Annotated in this window: 18 protein-coding genes; 9 read left to right on the forward strand and 9 right to left on the reverse strand. The window is 71.0% G+C overall.

Annotated features, from left to right (window positions below):
* Positions 1-58: 58 nt before the first annotated feature.
* From LQ222_RS16295 to LQ222_RS16310, 4 genes are read left to right on the forward strand one after another with little or no spacing between them, the layout of a single operon-like run.
* Positions 59-778 carry a M48 family metallopeptidase gene (locus LQ222_RS16295; RefSeq protein WP_230167888.1) on the forward strand — a complete coding sequence of 240 codons (720 nt, stop codon included), beginning with the start codon at positions 59-61 and terminating at the stop codon, positions 776-778.
* Positions 779-815: 37 nt separating this feature from the next.
* On the forward strand, positions 816-1,826 hold the full coding sequence (locus LQ222_RS16300) for a zinc-binding alcohol dehydrogenase family protein (protein WP_230167889.1): 1,011 nt from the start codon (positions 816-818) through the stop codon (positions 1,824-1,826).
* 46 nt (positions 1,827-1,872) lie between these two features.
* A complete protein-coding gene (locus LQ222_RS16305) occupies positions 1,873-2,775 on the forward strand; it encodes an alpha/beta hydrolase (RefSeq protein WP_230167890.1) in 903 nt (300 codons plus the stop codon).
* Positions 2,776-2,778: 3 nt separating this feature from the next.
* A complete protein-coding gene (locus tag LQ222_RS16310) occupies positions 2,779-3,150 on the forward strand; it encodes a hypothetical protein (protein WP_230167891.1) in 372 nt (123 codons plus the stop codon).
* Here LQ222_RS16310 and LQ222_RS16315 read toward each other — a convergent pair.
* The gene (locus LQ222_RS16315; protein ID WP_230167892.1) at positions 3,147-3,980 is read right to left on the reverse strand and encodes a sugar phosphate isomerase/epimerase; all 834 of its coding nucleotides are present in this window, start codon (positions 3,978-3,980) and stop codon (positions 3,147-3,149) included. The two genes, LQ222_RS16310 and LQ222_RS16315, sit on opposite strands and share 4 nt — an antisense overlap.
* A 132-nt stretch (positions 3,981-4,112) precedes the next feature.
* Here LQ222_RS16315 and LQ222_RS16320 point away from each other — a divergent pair, with 132 nt between their 5' ends.
* The 3 genes from LQ222_RS16320 to LQ222_RS16330 are packed head-to-tail and all read left to right on the forward strand — an operon-like array spanning position 4,113 to position 7,957.
* Positions 4,113-5,162 carry an ABC transporter substrate-binding protein gene (locus LQ222_RS16320; RefSeq protein WP_230167893.1) on the forward strand — a complete coding sequence of 350 codons (1,050 nt, stop codon included), beginning with the start codon at positions 4,113-4,115 and terminating at the stop codon, positions 5,160-5,162.
* 1 nt (position 5,163) lies between these two features.
* Complete coding sequence (locus LQ222_RS16325; RefSeq protein WP_230167894.1) at positions 5,164-6,885, forward strand: iron ABC transporter permease; 1,722 nt, start codon at positions 5,164-5,166, stop codon at positions 6,883-6,885.
* A gap of 1 nt (position 6,886) precedes the next feature.
* The gene (locus tag LQ222_RS16330; protein ID WP_230167895.1) at positions 6,887-7,957 is read left to right on the forward strand and encodes an ABC transporter ATP-binding protein; all 1,071 of its coding nucleotides are present in this window, start codon (positions 6,887-6,889) and stop codon (positions 7,955-7,957) included.
* Between the two features lie 4 nt (positions 7,958-7,961).
* Here LQ222_RS16330 and LQ222_RS16335 read toward each other — a convergent pair whose 3' ends face one another.
* Both LQ222_RS16335 and LQ222_RS16340 read right to left on the reverse strand, forming a co-directional pair.
* Positions 7,962-9,410 carry an amidohydrolase family protein gene (locus LQ222_RS16335; RefSeq protein WP_230167896.1) on the reverse strand — a complete coding sequence of 483 codons (1,449 nt, stop codon included), beginning with the start codon at positions 9,408-9,410 and terminating at the stop codon, positions 7,962-7,964.
* 13 nt (positions 9,411-9,423) lie between these two features.
* Positions 9,424-9,972: a cytochrome P460 family protein gene (locus LQ222_RS16340; RefSeq protein WP_230167897.1), complete on the reverse strand. Its 549-nt coding sequence runs from the start codon at positions 9,970-9,972 to the stop codon at positions 9,424-9,426.
* A gap of 118 nt (positions 9,973-10,090) precedes the next feature.
* Here LQ222_RS16340 and glpK point away from each other — a divergent pair, with 118 nt between their 5' ends.
* The gene (gene glpK, locus LQ222_RS16345) at positions 10,091-11,584 is read left to right on the forward strand and encodes a glycerol kinase GlpK (RefSeq protein WP_230167898.1); all 1,494 of its coding nucleotides are present in this window, start codon (positions 10,091-10,093) and stop codon (positions 11,582-11,584) included.
* The gene (locus LQ222_RS16350) at positions 11,581-12,732 is read left to right on the forward strand and encodes an aminotransferase class V-fold PLP-dependent enzyme (RefSeq protein ID WP_230167899.1); all 1,152 of its coding nucleotides are present in this window, start codon (positions 11,581-11,583) and stop codon (positions 12,730-12,732) included. The genes glpK and LQ222_RS16350 overlap by 4 nt, the downstream gene beginning before the upstream one ends.
* 73 nt (positions 12,733-12,805) lie before the next feature.
* Here LQ222_RS16350 and LQ222_RS16355 read toward each other — a convergent pair whose 3' ends face one another.
* The 6 genes from LQ222_RS16355 to LQ222_RS16380 all read right to left on the reverse strand — a co-directional run bounded on the left by LQ222_RS16355 (position 12,806) and on the right by LQ222_RS16380 (position 19,469).
* Positions 12,806-15,007: a DNA/RNA non-specific endonuclease gene (locus tag LQ222_RS16355; protein WP_230167900.1), complete on the reverse strand. Its 2,202-nt coding sequence runs from the start codon at positions 15,005-15,007 to the stop codon at positions 12,806-12,808.
* A gap of 76 nt (positions 15,008-15,083) precedes the next feature.
* On the reverse strand, positions 15,084-16,034 hold the full coding sequence (locus tag LQ222_RS16360) for an SMP-30/gluconolactonase/LRE family protein (RefSeq protein WP_230167901.1): 951 nt from the start codon (positions 16,032-16,034) through the stop codon (positions 15,084-15,086).
* A 58-nt stretch (positions 16,035-16,092) separates the two neighbouring features.
* Positions 16,093-17,115 carry an SMP-30/gluconolactonase/LRE family protein gene (locus LQ222_RS16365; RefSeq protein WP_230167902.1) on the reverse strand — a complete coding sequence of 341 codons (1,023 nt, stop codon included), beginning with the start codon at positions 17,113-17,115 and terminating at the stop codon, positions 16,093-16,095.
* Between the two features lie 125 nt (positions 17,116-17,240).
* Entirely contained in the window at positions 17,241-18,065 is an 825-nt protein-coding gene (locus LQ222_RS16370; RefSeq protein WP_230167903.1) for a lipid-binding SYLF domain-containing protein, read from the reverse strand.
* 187 nt (positions 18,066-18,252) lie between these two features.
* Positions 18,253-18,831, reverse strand: a complete 579-nt coding sequence (locus tag LQ222_RS16375) for a hypothetical protein (protein WP_230167904.1) — start codon at positions 18,829-18,831, stop codon at positions 18,253-18,255.
* Positions 18,831-19,469 (reverse strand): histidine phosphatase family protein, encoded by a 639-nt coding sequence (locus tag LQ222_RS16380; protein ID WP_230167905.1) that lies wholly within the window; start codon positions 19,467-19,469, stop codon positions 18,831-18,833. The genes LQ222_RS16375 and LQ222_RS16380 overlap by 1 nt, the downstream gene beginning before the upstream one ends.
* Positions 19,470-19,501: the final 32 nt, after the last annotated feature.

Genomic DNA, 19,501 nt, shown 5'->3' on the forward strand with positions numbered 1-19,501 from the left:
CGCGCGCGAAGCTGTCAAGCGGTTGAACCCTTCACCATCGCTGCGCCATGTTGGGTTCATGGATGCCTCCGATTCGGAAACCGTCGTGCTGCGCCCGGGCGTGCTCGGCCCGCCTGTCGATTGCCCGGTGCGCTGGTGCCGGTCCGCGCGCGCACGGCGCGTCAGCCTGCGCATCGATGCCCGCGCAGGCGAGGTGGTGGTGACCCTGCCGATGCGCAGCGGCAGGCGCGCCGGCATGGCGCTGCTGACCACCCATGCCGCCTGGGTGATGCAGCGCCTCGCAGCGCTGGCGCCGACGCTGGCCTTCGAACCCGGTGTCGAGATTCCGCTCGGCGGCCGCCCGCACGTGATCCGCCACGACCCCACGGCGCGCGGCGGCGCCTTCCTGGATGGCGCGACCATCGTGGTGACCGGCGCGCCGGAATTCCTGGCGCGGCGCGTGCGCGACTTCCTGCGCGCCGAGGCCAAGCGCCGCATTGCCGTGCTGGCCGAGGGCCACGCCGCGACGCTCGGCGTGAAGATCGCCGCGATCCGCCTGAAGGACACCAACAGCCGCTGGGGATCCTGCGCGCCGGATGGCACGCTGGCATTTTCCTGGCGCCTGGTGATGGCGCCGGATGCGGTGCTGGACTACGTGGTGGCGCATGAAGTGGCGCATCTTCGCGAGCTGAACCACTCGCACCGCTTCTGGGCGCATGTGGAGCACCTGAGCCCGAACCGCGAGGCCGCGCAGGAATGGCTGCGCGAGAACGGCCCCGCCCTGCTGCGCATCGGCTGACGCCGCCCTATATCTGCGGTCCTGACGGAGGATCCGCATGAAGGCGATCGGCTTCACGAAGTGCCACCCGGCCGACCATCCGGAGGCGCTGCTCGACCTCGACATCCCCGACCCCGCGGCGCCCGAGGGGCACGACATGCTGGTGGAGGTGCGCGCGGTATCGGTCAATCCCGTCGATACCAAGCGCCGGCGCAGCGAGGAGCCGCAGGGCGGCCCGCGCATCCTGGGCTTCGATGCCGCCGGGGTGGTGCGCGCGGTCGGCCCATCCTGCACGCTGTTCCAGCCGGGCGACGAGGTGTTCTACGCCGGCGTCGTGACACGCGCCGGCAGCAACGCGCAGCTGCAGCTGGTCGATGAACGCATCGTGGGCCGCAAGCCCGCCAGCCTGTCCTTCGCCGAGGCGGCGGCGATGCCGCTGACCACCATCACCGCCTGGGAAGGGCTGTTCGACCGGCTGGGCATCGCCGAGGGCGGCGGCACCGGCGACGTGCTGCTGGTGGTGGGCGGCGCCGGCGGCGTCGGGTCCATGGTGATCCAGCTGGCGAAGCAGCGCACGGGGCTGACCATCGTCGCCACCGCATCGCGCCCCGAGACGGTCGCGTGGTGCCGCGACCTCGGCGCGCATCACGTGGTCGACCACACCGGCGATATCGGCGCGCAGATGAAGACGCTCGGGCTGAAGGGGGCGCGCCATGTGTTTTCCACCAATACCACCGCGCGCAACTGGGGGCAGATCGTCGATGCCGTCGCGCCGCAGGGGCGCATCGTTCTGATCGAATCCCAGGCCCCGATCGATGCGCGCGCGCTGATGCCGAAATCCGCCTCGCTGCACTGGGAGCTGATGTTCACGCGCCCGATGTTCGGGACGCCCGACATGATCGAGCAGCACCGGCTGCTGGATGCGGTGGCCGAGCTGGTGGATCATGGGCGCATCCGCCACACCATGACGCGCAACCTCGGCCCCATGACCGCCGCGAAGCTGCGCGAGGCGCATGCGCTGGTCGAGAGCGGCACGATGATCGGCAAGGTGGTGCTTGAAGGGATCTAGAGCCGATCCCGATCAGCTGGGCTCATTCGATCCGGTCAGGATGGTCGTGCAGCCCCACGGCCCGGAGACGATGCAGCGCGCCGAGGCAAGCGGCGGCGGCACCAGGCGCGCGCTGCTGGCGGCCGGCGGCGCGCTGGCGTTGCCGGGCTGTTCGGCCGAGCGCATCGCCGCCGCGCTGACGCCGACCGGCGGGTATTCGGTGCGCCGCGACATCGCCTATGGCCCGCTGCCGCGTCATCGCGTCGATGTCTATGCGCCGGACGCCGCGGCGGCGGATGCGCCGCTGGTGGTGTTCCTGCATGGCGGCGGCTGGCGCAACGGGTCGAAGGACACCTACGGCTTCCTGGGCGAGGCCTTCGCATCGCGTGGCATCGCCACTGCCGTGCCGAACTATCGCCTGTACCCGGAGGTGCGCTTCCCGGCCTTCGTCGAGGATTGCGCATTGGCCATGGGCTGGGCTGGGTCCGCGCCTGATCTGCCGCGTGGGCCGCGCGTGCTTGCGGGGCATTCGGCGGGGGCGCATATCGCGATGCTGCTGGCGCTGGACCCGCGCTGGATGGTGGCGCCGCCGGCGGGCGTGGTCGGCATTGCCGGGCCTTATGACTTCCTGCCGCTGCGGCGCGGCGGCTTCATGGCCGACCTGTTCGGCGGCACCGACCGCGTCGAGACGCAGCCAATCACCTTCGCCGATCGCCCCGGCCCGCCGATCCTGCTGCTGCACGGGCTGGCGGATCGTACGGTGTTGCCGGAGCAGAGCGAGCGTCTGGCCGCGCGCCGGCGCGCGGCTGGGTATCCGGTGCAGGTGGTGACCTATGCCGATGTCGGGCATATCGACATCATCGGGTCGCTGCTGGCCCCGCTGCGCGTCGTGGCGCCGCCGGTGCTGGGCGACATCGCCGGTTTCGTGCAGCGCGTGGGCGGCTTGAACCCGGACGTACAAGGGGGTTGAGGCATGCCGCAGGGCATCGCATCGCTGCGGCGGATCGTGGTGGGGTTCTGGGCAGTGTCGGTCGCGACCGTGGCCGGCGCCGTGTGGCTGTCCGCCGCGACGGAGGACTGGACGTGGCTGGCGCGGTCGGGGGCGATCCTGACCGCGCTCGGCCTGCTGTTGGCATCGCGAAAAATCCTGATCGCGCGCAACGACCTGCTGGCGCTGCTGCACGACATGGAGCGCGCGGACGGCACCGAACGTACAGCGCGCCTGGCGTCCTTCAAGCAGCTGCAGAAGGATATCGACCGCCAGGTGCTGGAGAAGGCGGGCTTCGCCCTGCTTGTGATCGGCACGCTGATCTGGGGCTTCGGCGACCTGGTGGGGAAGATCTAGCCGGTCGCAACGCCGGCGGCGCGCGCTTTGTCGACCAGGTACGCGCGTGCGGCCTGCATGTCGTCGAGGCTGCCGAAGGCGTTGGTATAGGCGCCGCGGTAGCCGCGCGATTCCAGCAGCGCGAACATGGCGCCGAAGTCGAAGTCGCCCTGGCCCGGGACCAGGTGTTCCTCGAAGCCGTTGCGCCAGCAATCGGCCAGGCGAACTTCCTTCACGCGATCGAGCGGGATGGCATCGACGAAGCCCTGCACGCCGGGTGGCAGCAGGTGCGCGTGGTTGGCGGTGAAGGACAGCGCGAAGGATGGCGAGTGGATGGCGTCGTAGCAGTAGCGCCATTCATCGATGGAACACGCCAGGTAGTGGACCTCGGCGTTGTCGGGTTCGCGGTTGAGGTTCTCGAGCAGCAGTAGCGCGCCGTGCGCCTCGGCGTGCTTCACCATGCGGGCCAGGCGGTCGCGCCCGGCCTCCATGCGCTGGGCCACGTCGGCGGTGAAGTGGTAGCCGGCATGCACGACGATCCATTGCGCGTCGAGCTTCGGCGCGACCTCGATATAGGCGCGCAGATAGGCGTCCACGGCCTCGCTCAGGAAGGGCGAGTATTCTGCGACATTCACCGCCGACAGCGTATGCAGCGCGACATGCACGCCATTCGCCTTGGCGCGCGCGCGAATGTCGCGGCAGCGCGCATCGTCGAACAGCGTGACGGCATTCGCCCCGGTATCGAGCTGGATGTCGATGTGGCGCACCTGGTTGCGCGCCGCCCATTCGATCGCGTCCTCGAGCTTCAGCTTGCGCCCGACATCCACGCCGATGCGGTCGATCAATGACATGCCTTCCTCCGTTGCCCTTGACGCCCGGTTTACATCGTGGGGGGGCGATGGCAACGTCAAGGTGTCCAAGAACGACTGTTCAGCCGTGACCGCCAAAGGCGGCCGGCACCATCGCAGGTGGGAGGAAGCCGGATGTTCCTGATCGACAGGCGACAGCTGCTGGCGCTCGCGACGTGGTCCGCGGCAGCGGCCACCGCCCATGCCCAGGCCCCGATGCACCCGCAGGAACGCGAGTTGTACGAAGCCGCCAAGCGCGAGGGCGAGATCACCTGGTACACCGGCCAGTACAGCGCCGATGCGTCGGAAGCCGCCGGGCGCGCCTTCAACGAACGCTATCCGGGCGTGCGCTGCAACGTGGTGCGCAGCACCTCCCAGGTGGCCTTCCAGCGCCTGTCGCAGGATTTCCGCGCGGGTGTCGGGCAGTGCGACGTGTTTTCGTCGACCAATGGCGGGCATTACATCCAGCTCAAGCGGCAGAACCGGCTGGTGCGCTTCCGGCCGGTGAATGCCGACGGTCTGCTGCCCATCCTGCGCACGCCTGACCCGGACAACTTCTTCCAGTCGTCCTTCCTCGGCATCTACCTGATGGGCCACAACACCAACCTGGTGTCGGAAGCCGAGGCGCCGAAATCCTGGACCGACGTGCTCGATCCGAAGTGGAAGGACAAGCTGGCGGTCGGGCATCCGGGCTTCAGCGGCGCCATTGGGCTGTGGGCGCTGCAGATGCGCACCATGTTCGGCGCCGACTACCTCCGCCGGTTCGAGCGCAACAAGCCGCAGGTGGGCCGTTCGTCGATCGACCCCGTGACGATGATGACGGCGGGCGAACGCTCGGTCGGCGTCGCGGTGCCGTCGGCCTCCACGCTGTTCGCCGCGTCGCGCGGCAATCCGCTGAAGCTGATCTACCCGACGGAAGGCGTGGTCGCCGCACTCTCGCCCTCGGGCATCCCGACCAATGCGCCGCACCCGAATGCGGCCAAGCTGTTCCAGGAATTCCAGACCGGCCCGGCGCTGTCGACCGCCGTGCGGATGCTGTTCAACGAGAGCATCCGCCCCGACGTGCCGCCGCCCGAGGGCGCGCGCCCGCTCGACCAGGTGACGATGCTGGCGCCGACCATGGAACAGGCCGAGCGCGGCGTGCCGGAAGTGCGCGAGCAGTGGCGCGAGATCTTCGGCGTCTGACGTGACCGACACCGCCCTGCCGGCCGCCGCCACGCGGCCGGCGCGCCTGCGCCTGCTGGAACCGATCATGCTGCTGTGGGTCGCGCTGATCGCGGCCCTGCTGGTGCTGGTGGCCGCGCCGCTGGTGAAGATGCTGCTCATCTCCTTCGAGATGCAGGACACCGGCGAGTTCACCTTCGAGAACTACCTCACCGCCTATGGCCGGCAGCGGTATATCGATGCGCTGCGGAACTCGCTGCTGCTCGGGCTGCTGTCGGCGCTGATCTCCACCGTCATCGCGGTGCCCATGGCCTGGGCGGTGTCGCGCACCGACATGCCCTTCAAGGGCTTCACCTGGGCCATGGTGCTGGCCGCCTTCATCATGCCGCCCTACCTGGGTGCGATCGGCTGGATCCTGTTGGCCGGGCCGAATTCCGGCTGGATCAACGTGACCTGGCGCGCGCTGACCGGGGCGACCGACCCGCTGGTGAATGTCTACACCTTCACCGGCATGGCCTTCGTGATCGCGCTGCATTCCTTCCCGCTGGTGTTCATCTTCGTGAAGTCGGCGCTGGACCTGATTTCGTCCGAGATGGAGGACGCCGCCAACATCCTGGGCGGCGGCACCTGGACCACCATGCGGCGCGTCACGCTGCCGCTGGTCTGGCCGTCCATCCTGGGCGGCTTCATCCTGATCTTCCTCGAGACCATCGCGCTGTTCGGCACGCCCGCGATCATCGGCATTCCCGCCCGCATCAACGTGGTCACCACGCAGCTGTGGCAGTTCTTCGAGGACCCGGTGCGGGTCGAGGTCGCGGCCGCCTATGCGATTCCGCTGCTGCTCATCACCATCGCGATGATCGGCGTGCAGCGGCTGATGCTATCGCGCAAGGGCTTCGTCTCGCAGACCGGCAAGGGCGGCGAGCGCCGCCAGGTCAAGCTCGGCCCCTGGCGCTGGGTGCTGTTCGGCTGGTGCCTGCTGGTCGGGCTGCTGGCGGTGATCAAGCCGCTGACGGTGCTGCTGCAGGCCTCCTTCGCCAAGGCCTGGGGGCGCGGCTTCTCGCTCGATAACCTGACGCTGCGCAACTACCGCTTCCTGCTGTTCGAACACGATGTCGCGCCGCAGGCGACGCTGAACACCGTGTGGTTCTCGGCGGCCTCGGCCACCATCGCCGGCGTGATCGCGCTGCTGGTGGCCTATATCGTCATCCGCAAGCTGATGCGCTTCGCCGATGCGCTGGGCTTCCTGGCCATGGCGCCCTTCGTCATCCCCGGCATCGTCATGGCGATCGGCTTCTACGCCGCCTATGCCGGGCCGCCGCTGTCGCTGTACGGTTCGGCGCAGCTCATCATCCTCGCCTTCGCGGCGCGCTTCCTGCCGATCGCCTACGCCAACTCGCAGGCGGCGATCCGCGCAGTCCACCCGGAGATGGAGGAAGCGGCGCGCATCCTCGGCTCCGGCCGGCTGCACGCGATCCGGCGCATCACGGCGCCGCTGCTGAAGACCTCGCTGCTCGGCGGCTGGCTGGTGGTGTTCATCGTCGCCTCGCGCGAATTGTCGGCCGCGATCTTCCTGGTCGGGCCGCGCACGCGCACCATGTCCGTGCTGCTGTATGACCTCAGCGAGCAAGGCAATTTCGAGGTGGTGTCCGCCATGGGCGGCATCCTGTTGGTCATCACCATGGTCATCGTCGGCATCGGCATGAAGCTGGTCGGCCGCGACTTCATGCTGCGGAGGGAATAGCGTGCCGCGCCTCACGCTCACCGGCCTGACCAAGGCCTATGGCAAGCTCACCGTCGTCGATCGCGTGGACCTGACGCTGGAGGAAGGCGAGTTCGTCTCCCTGCTCGGCCCGTCGGGCTGCGGCAAGACCACCACGCTGCGCATGATCGCCGGCTTCGTCGACCCGACCGGCGGCACCATCAGCGTCGATGGCGGCGTGCTCTCGGCCCCCGGCGCCGTGGTGCCGCCCGAACGCCGCGGCATGTCGATGATCTTCCAGTCCTACGCCATCTGGCCGAACATGACGGTGGCGCAGAATGTCGCCTTCGGCCTGGAGCTGCGGAAGCTGCCGCGCGAGGAGGTGAAGCGCCGCGTGGCCGAGATGCTGGCGGTGGTGCAGCTCGACAAGCTGGCGCATCGCTACCCGGCGGAACTCTCCGGCGGGCAGCAGCAGCGCGTGGCATTGGCGCGCGCCATCGTGGTGAAGCCGTCCGTCCTGTTGCTCGACGAACCGCTGTCGAACCTCGACGCCAACCTGCGCGAGGAAATGCGCTTCGAGATCCGCCGCCTGCACGACGAATTCCGCATCACCACCGTCTATGTCACGCACGACCAGGCGGAGGCGATGGCGACATCGGACCGCATCGCGGTGATGAACCAGGGGCGCATCGAGCAGGTGGACGCACCGCACCTTCTCTACACCAGGCCGCGCACGCGCTTCGTCGCCGGCTTCGTCGGCCGCACCAACCTGCTGGAAGCGCGCATCGAGGGCGACGACCTGCTGCTCGATGGCGTGAACCTCGGACCCGCCGCGCGCGCCGGCATTGCGCCGGGCGTCACCGGCGCGGTGCTGGTGTCGCTGCGGCCGCAGGCCATGGCGATCCTGGTGGCGCAGCCGCCAGCAGACGATGCGCTGCTGCTGCGCGCCACCATCGCCGAGCGCACCTATCTCGGCGAGGCCTGGGACTACGTGCTCGCCCCCGAGGGCACCGGCCTGCGCCTGCGCGCCGCCGCGCCGCCGCTGGAGGCGCATGACGTCGGCGCGAAAGTCTGGCTGCGGATCGACCCGCGCCAGGTTGCGGTGGTCGAATGAACGGTCAATGCATCGGCAGCGCCAACGGCGCGATCTCGTCGCCGCTGCGGCCGCGATAATCCCGCCCGCGGGCGTCGCGCAGCATCTTCGCCTGGCTCTCGGCGAGGATTCCTGCGGCCTCGGCAACGTTCAGCCGGGTCGGTCGGCCATCCGCGAAGACCGTCTCGCCCCCGACCAGCACGCGCTTGACCGCGCGGTCGGCGGCGTGGAACAGCAGCGCGCGCAGCGGGTCGCGTGGCGGGTTCATCAGCGGATGCGACAGGTCCACCAGCACGACATCCGCCGCCGCGCCCTTCTCCAGCCGCCCGAGGTCCGGCCGCCCCAGCGCCGCCGCGCCGCCGGCGGTCGCGGCATGGAACACGCTGCCGGTATCCGCCGCCGCCACGTCGCGCACCGCATTGCGCGCCAGGATGATCGCCAGGCGCATTTCCTCGATCAGGTTGTGCGGCGCGCAATCGGTGCCGAAGCCCATGTTCACGCCGCGCGCGCGGTACTTGCCGAAATGCTTCAGGTGTTCGCCATAGCGCGCGAAGGGCGTCGGGCAATGCGCGACGGTGGCACCGCTGTCGGCCACCAGGCCGATATCCTTCGCGGTGTGCCAGCCGATCGACGTGTGCTCGTCCACGAAGATCGCATGGCCCAGGATACTGCGCGGCGTCAGCAGCCCGATCGATTCCGCCCATTGGATCGGCGTGGTGCCGTGGCGGCGGATCATCTCGCGCACCTCCACGACGGCTTGTGCAATGTGGGTGGTGAAGCCGCGGCCGGTCTCGCCGGCGTAGGCGATCGCCTCGCGCAGCATGTCTTCCTCGACCGTGTCGATCTGGGCGGGGAAGACGATGCCGTGCAGGCGGCCGGAGGGGTCGGACTCGGCTTCCTTCATCAGGCGCTTGGCGGCGTCGAACTGGGTGCGGGCGTTCTCGCGGTTCCACAGGTAGGTCACGGTCTGCGGCGCGGACATGCCCCACTGCGCGGCGGCGAAGCCAGGGCCGGCCCAGACGCGCAGGCCGCTCTCGCGCATGATGGGCAGCCAGTCGGGAAATGGCGGCGAGAGATCGACCACGCTGGTCACGCCAGCCGACATGAGTTCGGCATAGGCCAGGCGCATCGCCGCCGCCTGGCCGGCCTGGTCGATACGGAAGGCCTGCAGCCGTTCGAACAGCCCGGTCATCTGCTGTTCCGGCACGCCGTGATCCTCGCGCACGCCGCGCGAGGCCGGTTCGGTCGTGGGATGCGTGTGGATGTTGACCAGGCCCGGCATCACCAGCAGGCGACGGCCATCAACGACCTCGGCGCCCGGCGGCGGCGCGGCGTCGGGATCGTGGCGCGCGATGGCGGCGATGCGCCCGCCCTCGACCAGGACATCCATGCCGCGCGCATAGGCGTGTTGCTTCGCGGGTGCATCCCACACCACCGCCCAGGCAGCGTCGCGGATCAGCATCGGCGTGGTCATGGCGTGGTTTCCCTCAGCGCGGACGGTTGGCGTAGTCCCAGGTGGAGAAGCTGAAATCCTGCTGCGCGCGCGCCTGCAGGTGGCAGGTGAAGCAGGCGTTCAGCGGGCCCTCCACGCGCGTGCCGTTGGCGGGGTTGAAGCGCGCATATTCCCATTCGCCGTTGCGCTGCTCGGGGCCGTAGCCCTCGCCCCAGCCGCGTTCCTTCTGCTGCGCGGCGATGGCGATGAAGGCGGGTTCGGGGATCAGCCGGCCATTGCCATCCCGCAGCACGTTGCCCGCCGCATCCACTCGGGCGCGCTGGTCGGCCATGATGGCCAGCGTGCCATAGGGCAGCGGCTGCCCGGCGGCGAGCGCTGCGAAGGCCTCCGGGTTCACGTACATGTTGCGGATGATCTTGCGGTCCGGCCGGTCCACCGTGGTGTAGCGGATGAAGCGCGCCTGCCAGTCGGCCGGCAATTCGATGTTGTGCGGACCGGGCGCGTAGGGGCGGGTCTGCGCCAGCGCGGCGGAGCCGAGGGCGGCCGCCAGCGCGACGGCGGCGAGCAATGCGGGACGTGTCATGGACCGTTCTCCCTGGTGTCGGCACCATCCCGCCTTGTCCGCGCGCGCAGCGCAAGGGGCAGGCTGACCGGCGCGCCGGCCGCGCCTATCCTGCCGCCCGGGAGAGGACCGCCACGCCATGACCGCCGATATCCTGCTCGCCCTCGACCAGGGCACGACAAGCACGCGGACGATCGCCTTCGATGCCGCGCTGGCGCCGCTCGCGATGGCGCAGGAGGAATTGCCGCAGCACTTCCCGAGCCCCGGCTGGGTCGAGCACGAACCGGAGGACATCTGGCGCGGCGCCGTCGCCACCCTGCGCGGTGCGCTGGCGAAGGCCGGCGCGGCCGCGTCCCGCGTCGCGGGCATCGGCATCACCAACCAGCGCGAGACCACCCTGCTGTGGGACCGCGCCACCGGCCGGTGCCTGCACCGCGCCATCGTCTGGCAGGACCGCCGCACCGCCGACCATTGCGCGCGCCTGCGCGCCGAGGGCCTCGAACTCCTTCTGACCGACCGCAGCGGATTGCTGGCGGACCCGTATTTCTCCGCCACCAAGCTGGCCTGGCTGCTGGACAATGTCGCGGGCGCGCGGGCGGCGGCGGAGCGCGGGTCGCTCGCCTTCGGCACGGTGGACAGCTTCCTGCTCTGGCGGCTGACCGGCGGGCGCGTGCATGCGACGGATGCGACCAACGCCGCGCGCACCATGCTGTTCGACATCCGACACGGCGCCTGGGACGACGAGCTGCTGCGCATCTTCCGCATCCCGCGCGCCGTGCTGCCGGAGGTGCGCGACTGCGCCGCCGAATTCGGCGTGACGGACGCGGCGCTGCTGGGCGCACCCATCCCGGTGCGCGGCATGGCCGGCGACCAGCACGCCGCCACCATCGGCCAGGGCTGCTTCGCGCCGGGCATGGTGAAGTCCACCTACGGCACCGGCTGCTTCGCCATGCTGAACACCGGCGCCGACCAGGTCGCCTCGCGCAACCGGCTGCTGACCACCATCGCCTACCAGCTGGGCGGCGTGCGGACCTATGCGCTGGAAGGGGCGATCTTTGTCGCCGGCGCGGCGGTGCAATGGCTGCGCGACGGGCTCGGCATCATTCGCGACGCGGCGGAAGCGGGCGTGCTGGCGGCGCAGGCGGACCCGGCGCAGCACGTGGTCATGGTGCCGGCCTTCACCGGCCTGGGGGCGCCGCATTGGGATGCGGATGCGCGCGCGGCGATCCATGGCCTCACGCGTGGCAGCGGGCGGGCGGAGATCTGTCGCGCCGCGCTGGAATCCGTGGCGTTCCAGACGCGCGACCTGGTGGATGCCATGCTGGCCGACTGGCCCGCGGCCGGCGACACCGTGCTGCGGGTCGATGGCGGCATGGTGGCATCCGACTGGACCATGCAGTTCCTGGCCGACCTGCTGGGCGCGCCGGTCGACCGGCCGGTGGTGCGCGAGACCACCGCGCTGGGGGCGGCGTATCTCGCGGGGCTGCAGGCGGGGCTGCTCGCGGCGCCGGGCGTGAGCGGTGCCAGCCATTGGCGGCTCGAACGCCGCTTCACGCCGGCCATGCCGCGCGCCGAGGCCGCGCGCCGCCACGCGCTGTGGCAGGATGCCGTGCGACGGACGCTGTCGTCGTGAAGCGCATCATCAACGCCTATGGCACCAACACGCGCCTGTCCGGCGGCATGATGGCGCCCGAGGTGATCGCGGCGATGGCCGAAGCCGCGCGGTCCTGCTTCGAGATGCCGGATGTCCAGGCGGCGGCCTCGCGCGCCATCGTGGACGCCACGGGTGCGGAGGCCGGCATCGTCACCGCGGGCGCGGCCGCGGCGCTGATGCTGGGGGCGGCGGCCTGCATCGCACGGCTCGATCCCGCGGCGATGAACCGCCTGCCCGATACCGACGGGCTGCCCGACGAATTCATCGTCAGCCGCAGCCAGCGCAACATGTACGACCGCGCGCTGCGCGTCGCCGGCGGGCGCATCATCGAGGTCGGCATTCCCGACCGGCTGTCCGGGCCGGGCGTGCGCGATGCCAGCGCGGGCGAGATCGCCGACGCCATCACCCCGCGCACCGCCGCGGTGTTCCACCTGGCCGGCGAGCACGCCGAACCGCCGCTGCCCGACCTGGTGCGCGTGGCCCATGCGCGCGGCATCCCCGTGCTGGTGGATGCCGCGGCGCAATTGCCGCCGGCGTCGAACCTGCGGCGCTTCATCGCGGACGGTGCGGACCTGGTGTGCTTCTCGGGCGGCAAGGCGATCGGCGGGCCGCAGGCATCGGGCATCCTGTGCGGGCGGGCCGACCTGGTGAGCAGCGCGCTGGCGCAGATGCTCGACCTTGACCTGCCGGAGGCGCAATTCGTCGCGCCGCCGGAATTCGCGCCGCTGAACCAGCTGCGTTTCCTGCCGCATCACGGCATCGGCCGGGTGGCGAAGGTGGGCAAGGAGGAGGTGGCCGGGCTGGTCGCGGCGCTGCGCCGCTTCGTCGCGGAGGTTCCCACCGCGCGCTGGATGGCGCGGCTGGGCGCCCTGGACGTGCCGGGCGCGGTGCTGGTGCCCGATGGCGCCAAGCCCGGCCTGCCGCTGCTGGAACTGCGCTTCGCCGACCGCGCGGCGGCCGAACGCGCCGATGCCGCGCTGCGCGCGCGCGACCCGGCGGTGCATGTGGATGCATCGCGCATCCGCCGCGGCGTGCTGGCGGTGAACCCGATCGCGCTGGACGATGCCGACCTGGCGGAGCTGGCGGCGGCGCTCACGGCGTGCTGCGGCGCGGCGGCGCGACGCTGAGTGACCTCTCGACACGGCGCCGCCCGGCACCGGCCCTCTCGAACGGTCGCCGCAGGGCGGCGCGCCGTGCTGCTCAGCGTCGCAACCGCCGCAGCCGCTGGTCGCGCTCGGCCTGGTCCAGGTGCTGGAACGCATCCGCCACGTGCAGGGTGCTGTCGAACACCACGCCGGTCAGTTCGGTGATCGCCTCCAGCGGCAGGCCGAATGACGCGAACCGGCCGGGGTCGAAGGCCTCGATGCCGAATTCCCTGACCACCGCCTTCTGGCTCAGCACGAAGCCATGCACCTCGAGCCCCGGCGCGCCGTCGTCCCGCGCGGCGGGAAGGCACACGACCTTCCAGAACAGCAGGGGATACTGGATGTCGCCCGACCCGAAATCCGCGCTCGGGTCGTTGTCGTTGTCGAGCACCGGGCCGGCGAGGATGCAGGCGCGGCTGCGCTGCTTCAGCAATTGCGCCTGCACGTGCTCCTCGAAGGCGCCCCAGATGCCGCTGCGACCGCGATAGGTCGCGTCGTTGCGGCCCGGATTGGCCTGGTTGAACGCCTCGTGCTGCGGCGTGCAGTTGGTCCAGTGGAACGTGTCGGAATTGGCGAATTCGATCTCCGTCTCGGACTCGCCCCAGGCATTGTCCTCGCGCCGGACGACATGGCCGCGGTCGATATTGCCGGCGGGCTTGTAGAATTCCGCGTCGAAGATCTGCGCGAGGGCGGGGATCCGCGGATCGGCGATCCATTTGTCGGTGCCGAAGCCCTTGCGCCCACCCTCACGCTTCGTCTTGCGGTCGGGATCGTAGTCGACGTTCACCGCGGACCACATCTGCATCCGCCGTGTCAGGTTCATCTCGAGGGAGAAGTGGTGATAGTGCAGGATCCACGGCGTTCCATCGGCCCGCGCCAGCATCTCGGCGCGCCGCTGGTGGGCCACGGTCGGCAACGGCACCTGCAGGCCGCCGGATGCCTCCAGGAAGTCGGTATCGAAGCCCGTCCTGTTGGTGTCGCCGTAGTCCCGGTCGAAGCGGATGGCCTTCTCCGGCGCGGCGGCGCCGGCCGCCTCGGCCGACAGGGGCGCCGCCGCCTCGGCCACCATGGCCGGCGCGGCGGCGACCGCGAAGTTCATGGTGACCGGCCCGCTGAAGGTGAAGGCGATCAGCGGCGATTGTCCCTTGGCTGTCATCCTGCTCTCCATCTGGGCGCCGGCGACCGGCGCGGCGTCGGGAATCGCCTGCTTCACATCCTCGACCGGGTCTTCGGTGGTCGCGAGCAGCCGGTCGATCACGGCGGCGGCCGCCGCCCCGGCGTGGCGGCGCTGCCCGCGCAGGCTATCGACGATGGCGCTGACGCGGGCGCCGACATTGGCGATCCACTTGACCTCGGCGTCGCCCATTTCCTCGGTCCAGAAGGTCACGCCGTCGCGCGCCAGCACGCGGCCGTCGCGGCGCGCCGGAATGGCGGCCCGGTGCAGCGCCACCAATTCCCAGTTCGCGCTGAAGGCCGGCGAGCCGGAGGACCCTTCCCCGGTATCCGTCTCATAATGGAGGAAGCCGTCCGCGGTGATGTCCACCAGGCGTGTATCGCCACGGAAGGCATAGCGCTTCGGCCCGCCCTCCGGATGCTGGATGATGTGGATGGGCTGGCCGATCAGCGCCTTGGGCGTCGCTTCGATCAGCCGCACGGTGCCGACATCCACGAGCCGCGTGCTGCGGTCGGTCGCCACCGCCGCGACGCCCACCAAGGCGTAGTCGAGGCGCTCATCCGCCAGGAAGAAGGCCTCCGGGTCGAGCTGGAAGACCACGCCGGCGGCCAGGCCCGCCTGCGTGTCCTCATGGCCGAAATTCGCGCCGAGGCCCCTGGCCTCGGCGCCGTCGGGGAAGACGTGCCAGTTCGTCAGCAGCAGGTTGTCGGCGACCAGGAAGCCGGAGGCCAGGCCCTCGGGGACCATGCCGGGCCTGAACCCGCGCACGATGCGCGCCACCGGGCGGCCGGCGATGCGCGCCGCCTCGCTCGGGGCGAAGATATCGAGGTCGAGGGTCGCGCCCAGGCGTCGCTCGATGCCGAGTGGCAGGCGACCTTCCCGGTGCAGCCGGCGCGCGGTCGCGAGGGCCGATTGCCTTGCGTCGAACAGTTGCTGGCGCGGTTGCGAATCCGCCGCGCCCACGCCGTCGCGGCGGACGGTCTCCTTGTTGGTCTCGCGTTCGGCGGCGCGCCCGTCCCACTCCGCCAGTGCCTGGCGTCGCACCATGCGCAGGCGATCGCGCATCAGGTCGAGGTCGGCCACGACAGCCTCCGTTGCAGGACCAACGGATGCTACCGCGCGGCGATGTCGTGCCGTCCAATGACTCTTTGGTGTCGGGCTACCCCCCCGCGACGCCCTGCGTGTTGACGTACAGGCTGTAGAGCGACTGCGCCGCGGCCATGAACAGCCGGTTGCGGTGCCGCCCGCCGAAGGCGACGTTGGCGCAGCGTTCCGGCAGATGGACATGGCCGATCGGCGCGCCGGCGGCGTTGATGATCCGCACGCCGTCGAATGCCGGCGTCATGCCCCAGCCGCACCACAGATTGCCGTCGATATCCACGCGGAAGCCGTCCGGTGTCTCGCCGGGCTGGCACGCGACGAAGACACGGCGGTTCGACAGCGTCGCGCCGGCCACGTCGTAGGCCAGGATGTTGCGCGGTTCGCTGCGGCTCTCGATGACATACAGGATGCGTTCGTCCGGGCTGAAGGCCAGGCCGTTGGGGTGGTCGACGTCGTCGGCCACCAGCGTGATGTCGCCGGTCGCGCCATCGATGCGATAGATGTTGGTGTGCGGCAGTTCCGGCGCCTGCTTCTCGCCCTCGTAGAAGGCCATCAGGCCGAAGGGCGGGTCGGTGAACCACACCGAGCCGTCGGACTTCACCACCACGTCGTTCGGGCTGTTCAGCCGCTTGCCGTTGTAGTGGCTGGCCAGCACGGTGATGGCGCCGTCGTATTCGAAGCGCACCACGCGCCGCCCGCCGTGCTCGCAGGCGATGATGCGGCCCTGGCGGTCGCGCGTGTGGCCGTTCGCGTTGTTCGACGGCTTGCGCCAGGCGGAGACCGCGCCGGTTTCCTCATCCCATTTCAGCACGCGGTTGTTCGGGATGTCGGACCACAGCAGGCAGCGCGCATCACCGAGCCAGACCGGCCCCTCGCCCCAGCGGGTGCCGTGATGCAGGCGTTCCACCGCCGACAGCGCCAGGTGATACCGCTTGAAGGACGGGTCGAGCGCCACGATGCACGGGTCGGGGTAGCGCAGGCTCGGCTGCCAGCGCGGGTCATCGGTCATGGTGGGTTTCCTCGGTGTTCGCGGCGGGCCGCGAGCATGGCCCGCCGCGACGCCGCGCTCAACCGCCGGCGACGCCCTGCGTGTTGACGTACAGGCTGTACAGCGCGTGCGACGCCGTCATGAACAGCCGGTTGCGGTGGCGCCCGCCGAAGGCGACGTTGGCGCAGCGTTCCGGCAGGCGGATATGGCCGATGGACGCGCCCGCCGCGTTGATGATGCGCACGCCGTCGAGCTCCGCCGTGCCCATGCCCCAGCCGCACCACAGGTTGCCGTCCACGTCCACGCGGAAGCCGTCCGGCGTCTCGCCGTCGCGGCACTGGAAGAAGGTGCGGCTGTTGGCGATGCGCGTCTGCGCGCCCTCCCCGGTCACGTCGAAGGCGCGGATCACGCGCGGCGTGGCGGCGGCTTCCACCACGTACAGGATGCGCTCGTCAGGGCTGAAGGCCAGGCCATTCGGGCGGCCGACATCGCCGGTCATCACCTGGATCGCGCCGGTCTGGCCATCGACGCGATACAGGTTGGTGGGCAGTTCGGGCGTCGCGGTCTCGCCCTCGTAGAAACCCAGGATGCCGAAGGGCGGGTCGGTGAACCAGATCGACCCGTCGCGCTTCACCACCACGTCGTTCGGGCTGTTCAGCCGCTTGCCGTCGAAGCGATCGGCGATGACGGTGATCGACCCGTCGGGCTCGGTGCGCGTGACGCGCCGCGTGAGGTGTTCGCAGGTGATCAGCCGCCCCTGGCGGTCGCGCGTATTGCCGTTGGAATTGTTCGACGGGCCGCGGAACACGTCGGTGCGCCCGGTGGTTTCATGCCAGCGCAGCATGCGGTTGTTCGGGATGTCGGACCAGATCAGCGCGCGCTGGTCGCCCATCCAGACCGGGCCTTCGGACCAGCGCGCGCCGGTGTACAGCCGCTCGACCCCGGCCAGCACCAGGCGATAGCGGGCAAAGGACGGGTCGAGCACCTGCACGGCTGGGTCGGGGTAGCGCTCGCTCGGCTGCCACTGGGCAAGCGCGGGCGTGGCGGCAAGCGCGATCGCGCTGCCGGCGGCGCCCAGCAGGGCGCGGCGTTGGATGGGCATGGGGGCGGTTCCTTCCTTGCGCGGCCCTCTGGCGGGACCGCGGCGGGAGGCTATCACGCTGATGCGGCCGCGGAACGCCATTCGCGCGCGCTGGCCGCCGCCGCTGGAAGGACCGGGCGGCGCGCCTACCGCGTGCCGCGCGGCGGGTTGGGCAGGCTCTCGGTCTGCACGCGCGGGGTGGTGGCCGGGCCGGGGCCGGGCGTGATCACCGCCGCCGGCGGGGCGGAGCCCTGGGGTGCGGCGGCCGGCGCCGGGGTCGCGGCCGGCGCCGCCGCCGCCAGGCGCATCAGCGCGGCGCGCAGCGGGTCGGCGGCGGGATTGTGCGCCTCCATGCCCACCACGACCTGGCGGGCCGAGACGTCGCGGCCGAAATAGGCCCGCATGGCCGCGCTGCGCGCCGAGAGCACGTTGCCGTCCAGCGACACGCCGGCGAACAGCCCGCGCGCGCGGGCGATGGTCACGATATCCGCGCCCACCGCCGCGGTGGTCGACCCGGCGATGCCGCGCCCCAGCGTGCCGAGCGCCACGCCGGCATCCGCGCCGACGCGGAACTGGCTGTCGAGCACCGCATCCAGCGCCTTGTCGTTCATGATCAGCATGACGACCTGGGCATCCTGGATGCCGATCTGGAAGCCGATGGACCCGCCGCCCATGGTGTAGAAGGCCGGCGAGGACCACGACCCGCCGCCGTCGCGCGCCACCAGCACGCAGTCGCCGCCCTGCCCGGCGATGACGAAGCCGCCGCGAATGACGCGCGGGCAGATCATGGCGGCACGCGCGCGGCCGAGCAGCGATCGCGCATCGGAGCTGAGGTCGCCGATGTCGAAGACCTCGGTGAGCGAGAGCGTGGCGCGATCGACCAGCGCCTGCTCCTCCGCCTGGGCGCGGGCATCGCCGGGACCGCAGGCCAGGCCGAGGGCAGCGAACGCGAAAAGGGCAAGACGGCGCATGAGGCGAGCCTCCCAAGCCTTTGAGTGAACGTTGTTCTAGAGCAGATCCTGATCGGATGGAATCATCTGATCCGGCGAAGCTGCGCGCGCGCCCACCGCGCAGGCGGTGGTGCCGCCGGGAAACCGCGCCCGACCGGGCTGCGCGGCCGGACACGGGGTCCGAGATGGCATTGTCGTGAACGCCGGGTCAGTCGAAGGCGAGGCTGCCCAGGATACCCTCGATCGCCGGCCGCCATGCCGCGAACGTCCGGCGCGCGCCGGCCAGGTCGCGGCCGAGCGCGGTGCAGTTCAGCGCCGTGACGCCCTGCGGGCGGTGCACCATCACGACCTCGCCCCGCGCGCCGATGCGTCCGCCATCGACCGGGGTCATCACCTCGTAGCCGAAGGCCTGCGCCGGCAGCCCGCCGATCCGCATGATGCGGCGGTCCAGGATGATCGCCTGCGGGCCGTCGCTGCCCAGGCTCTCGCGCGCCTCCGCCTCGGTCATCGGGGTGGTCGCGGCGGCGGCGTCGAGCTGCTGCTGCGTCAGCGCGCGCAGCGCGGGCTCGGCGCGATGCGCGGCGCTGCAATCGGCCGGGCCGTGGGGATGGCCCTGCGGCGTGCGCAGCACGAGGTCGACATGGCCGGCCTGGGCCGGCACGGCCTGCCAATCGGCCGGCGCCCGCAAGGTGAAGCCGCCGCCCGGCGCGCGATGCATCGCCAGTTCCTGCGCCGCGGCGGGCACGGCGCCGAGCAGCACGGCCAGCAGGATCGCGCGGCGGCGCATCAGGATGCCGGCGCCGGGGGCGTCCAGGGTTCCTCGTTCACCGCGGCCACGCGCCAGTCGGGGCCGTGCTTCTCGATGCGGGTCAGCGAGAGGTTCTTGATGGAGAAGACCAGCGCCTGGTCGGGCGTGAGGCCCATCGCATGGGCCAGCGCGGCGCGGATCGACCCGCCATGGGCGATGATCACCACGTCCTGGCCCTCCAGCAGCGTGGCCATGCGTTCCAGCACGCCGGCGACGCGCGCCTGCACCTGGCGGAAGCTCTCGCCGCCGGGGGGGTGTTCCTCGCCGCCATGGGGCCAGAAGGGGTGGGCGGGGCGCGACAGCAGCGCCGGCAGCGCCTCGTGCGGGATGCCCTGCCATTCGCCGAGGTGCTGTTCGGCGAGGTCCGGCTCGGCGTCCAGCGCCGCCTCCGGGTAGCCGGCGGCGAAGATGGCCGCGGCGGTGAAGCGGGTGCGCGAGAGGTTGGTGACGCACCAGCGCGCCGGCTGCGGCAGGCGATGCGCCAGCCAGCGATAGGCGGCGGCTTCCTGGCGCAGCGCCAGGTCGCACAGCGCGACATCCATCGAGCCGTACAGGACGGCGCGGGCGGAAGGTTCGACCAGCGCGTGGCGGACCAGGAAGAAGCGGGTGGGGGTCATGGTCCGTGCCCTCTACGGCGGAACCAGGTCGC

The organism is Roseomonas sp. CECT 9278 (genome assembly GCF_918698155.1).
Lineage (GTDB): Bacteria > Pseudomonadota > Alphaproteobacteria > Acetobacterales > Acetobacteraceae > Neoroseomonas.

What these genes read in the sequence shown, in the direction of transcription:
- glpK (WP_230167898.1), top strand. Translation starts at nt 10,091, where the DNA reads ATGACCGCCGATATCCTGCTCGCCCTCGACCAGGGCACGACAAGCACG.
- LQ222_RS16295 (WP_230167888.1), top strand. Translation starts at nt 59, where the DNA reads ATGGATGCCTCCGATTCGGAAACCGTCGTGCTGCGCCCGGGCGTGCTC.
- LQ222_RS16365 (WP_230167902.1), bottom strand. Translation starts at nt 17,115, where the DNA reads ATGCCCATCCAACGCCGCGCCCTGCTGGGCGCCGCCGGCAGCGCGATC.
- LQ222_RS16370 (WP_230167903.1), bottom strand. Translation starts at nt 18,065, where the DNA reads ATGCGCCGTCTTGCCCTTTTCGCGTTCGCTGCCCTCGGCCTGGCCTGC.
- LQ222_RS16315 (WP_230167892.1), bottom strand. Translation starts at nt 3,980, where the DNA reads ATGTCATTGATCGACCGCATCGGCGTGGATGTCGGGCGCAAGCTGAAG.
- LQ222_RS16320 (WP_230167893.1), top strand. Translation starts at nt 4,113, where the DNA reads ATGTTCCTGATCGACAGGCGACAGCTGCTGGCGCTCGCGACGTGGTCC.
- LQ222_RS16380 (WP_230167905.1), bottom strand. Translation starts at nt 19,469, where the DNA reads ATGACCCCCACCCGCTTCTTCCTGGTCCGCCACGCGCTGGTCGAACCT.
- LQ222_RS16360 (WP_230167901.1), bottom strand. Translation starts at nt 16,034, where the DNA reads ATGACCGATGACCCGCGCTGGCAGCCGAGCCTGCGCTACCCCGACCCG.
- LQ222_RS16335 (WP_230167896.1), bottom strand. Translation starts at nt 9,410, where the DNA reads ATGACCACGCCGATGCTGATCCGCGACGCTGCCTGGGCGGTGGTGTGG.
- LQ222_RS16300 (WP_230167889.1), top strand. Translation starts at nt 816, where the DNA reads ATGAAGGCGATCGGCTTCACGAAGTGCCACCCGGCCGACCATCCGGAG.
- LQ222_RS16375 (WP_230167904.1), bottom strand. Translation starts at nt 18,831, where the DNA reads ATGCGCCGCCGCGCGATCCTGCTGGCCGTGCTGCTCGGCGCCGTGCCC.
- LQ222_RS16310 (WP_230167891.1), top strand. Translation starts at nt 2,779, where the DNA reads ATGCCGCAGGGCATCGCATCGCTGCGGCGGATCGTGGTGGGGTTCTGG.
- LQ222_RS16340 (WP_230167897.1), bottom strand. Translation starts at nt 9,972, where the DNA reads ATGACACGTCCCGCATTGCTCGCCGCCGTCGCGCTGGCGGCCGCCCTC.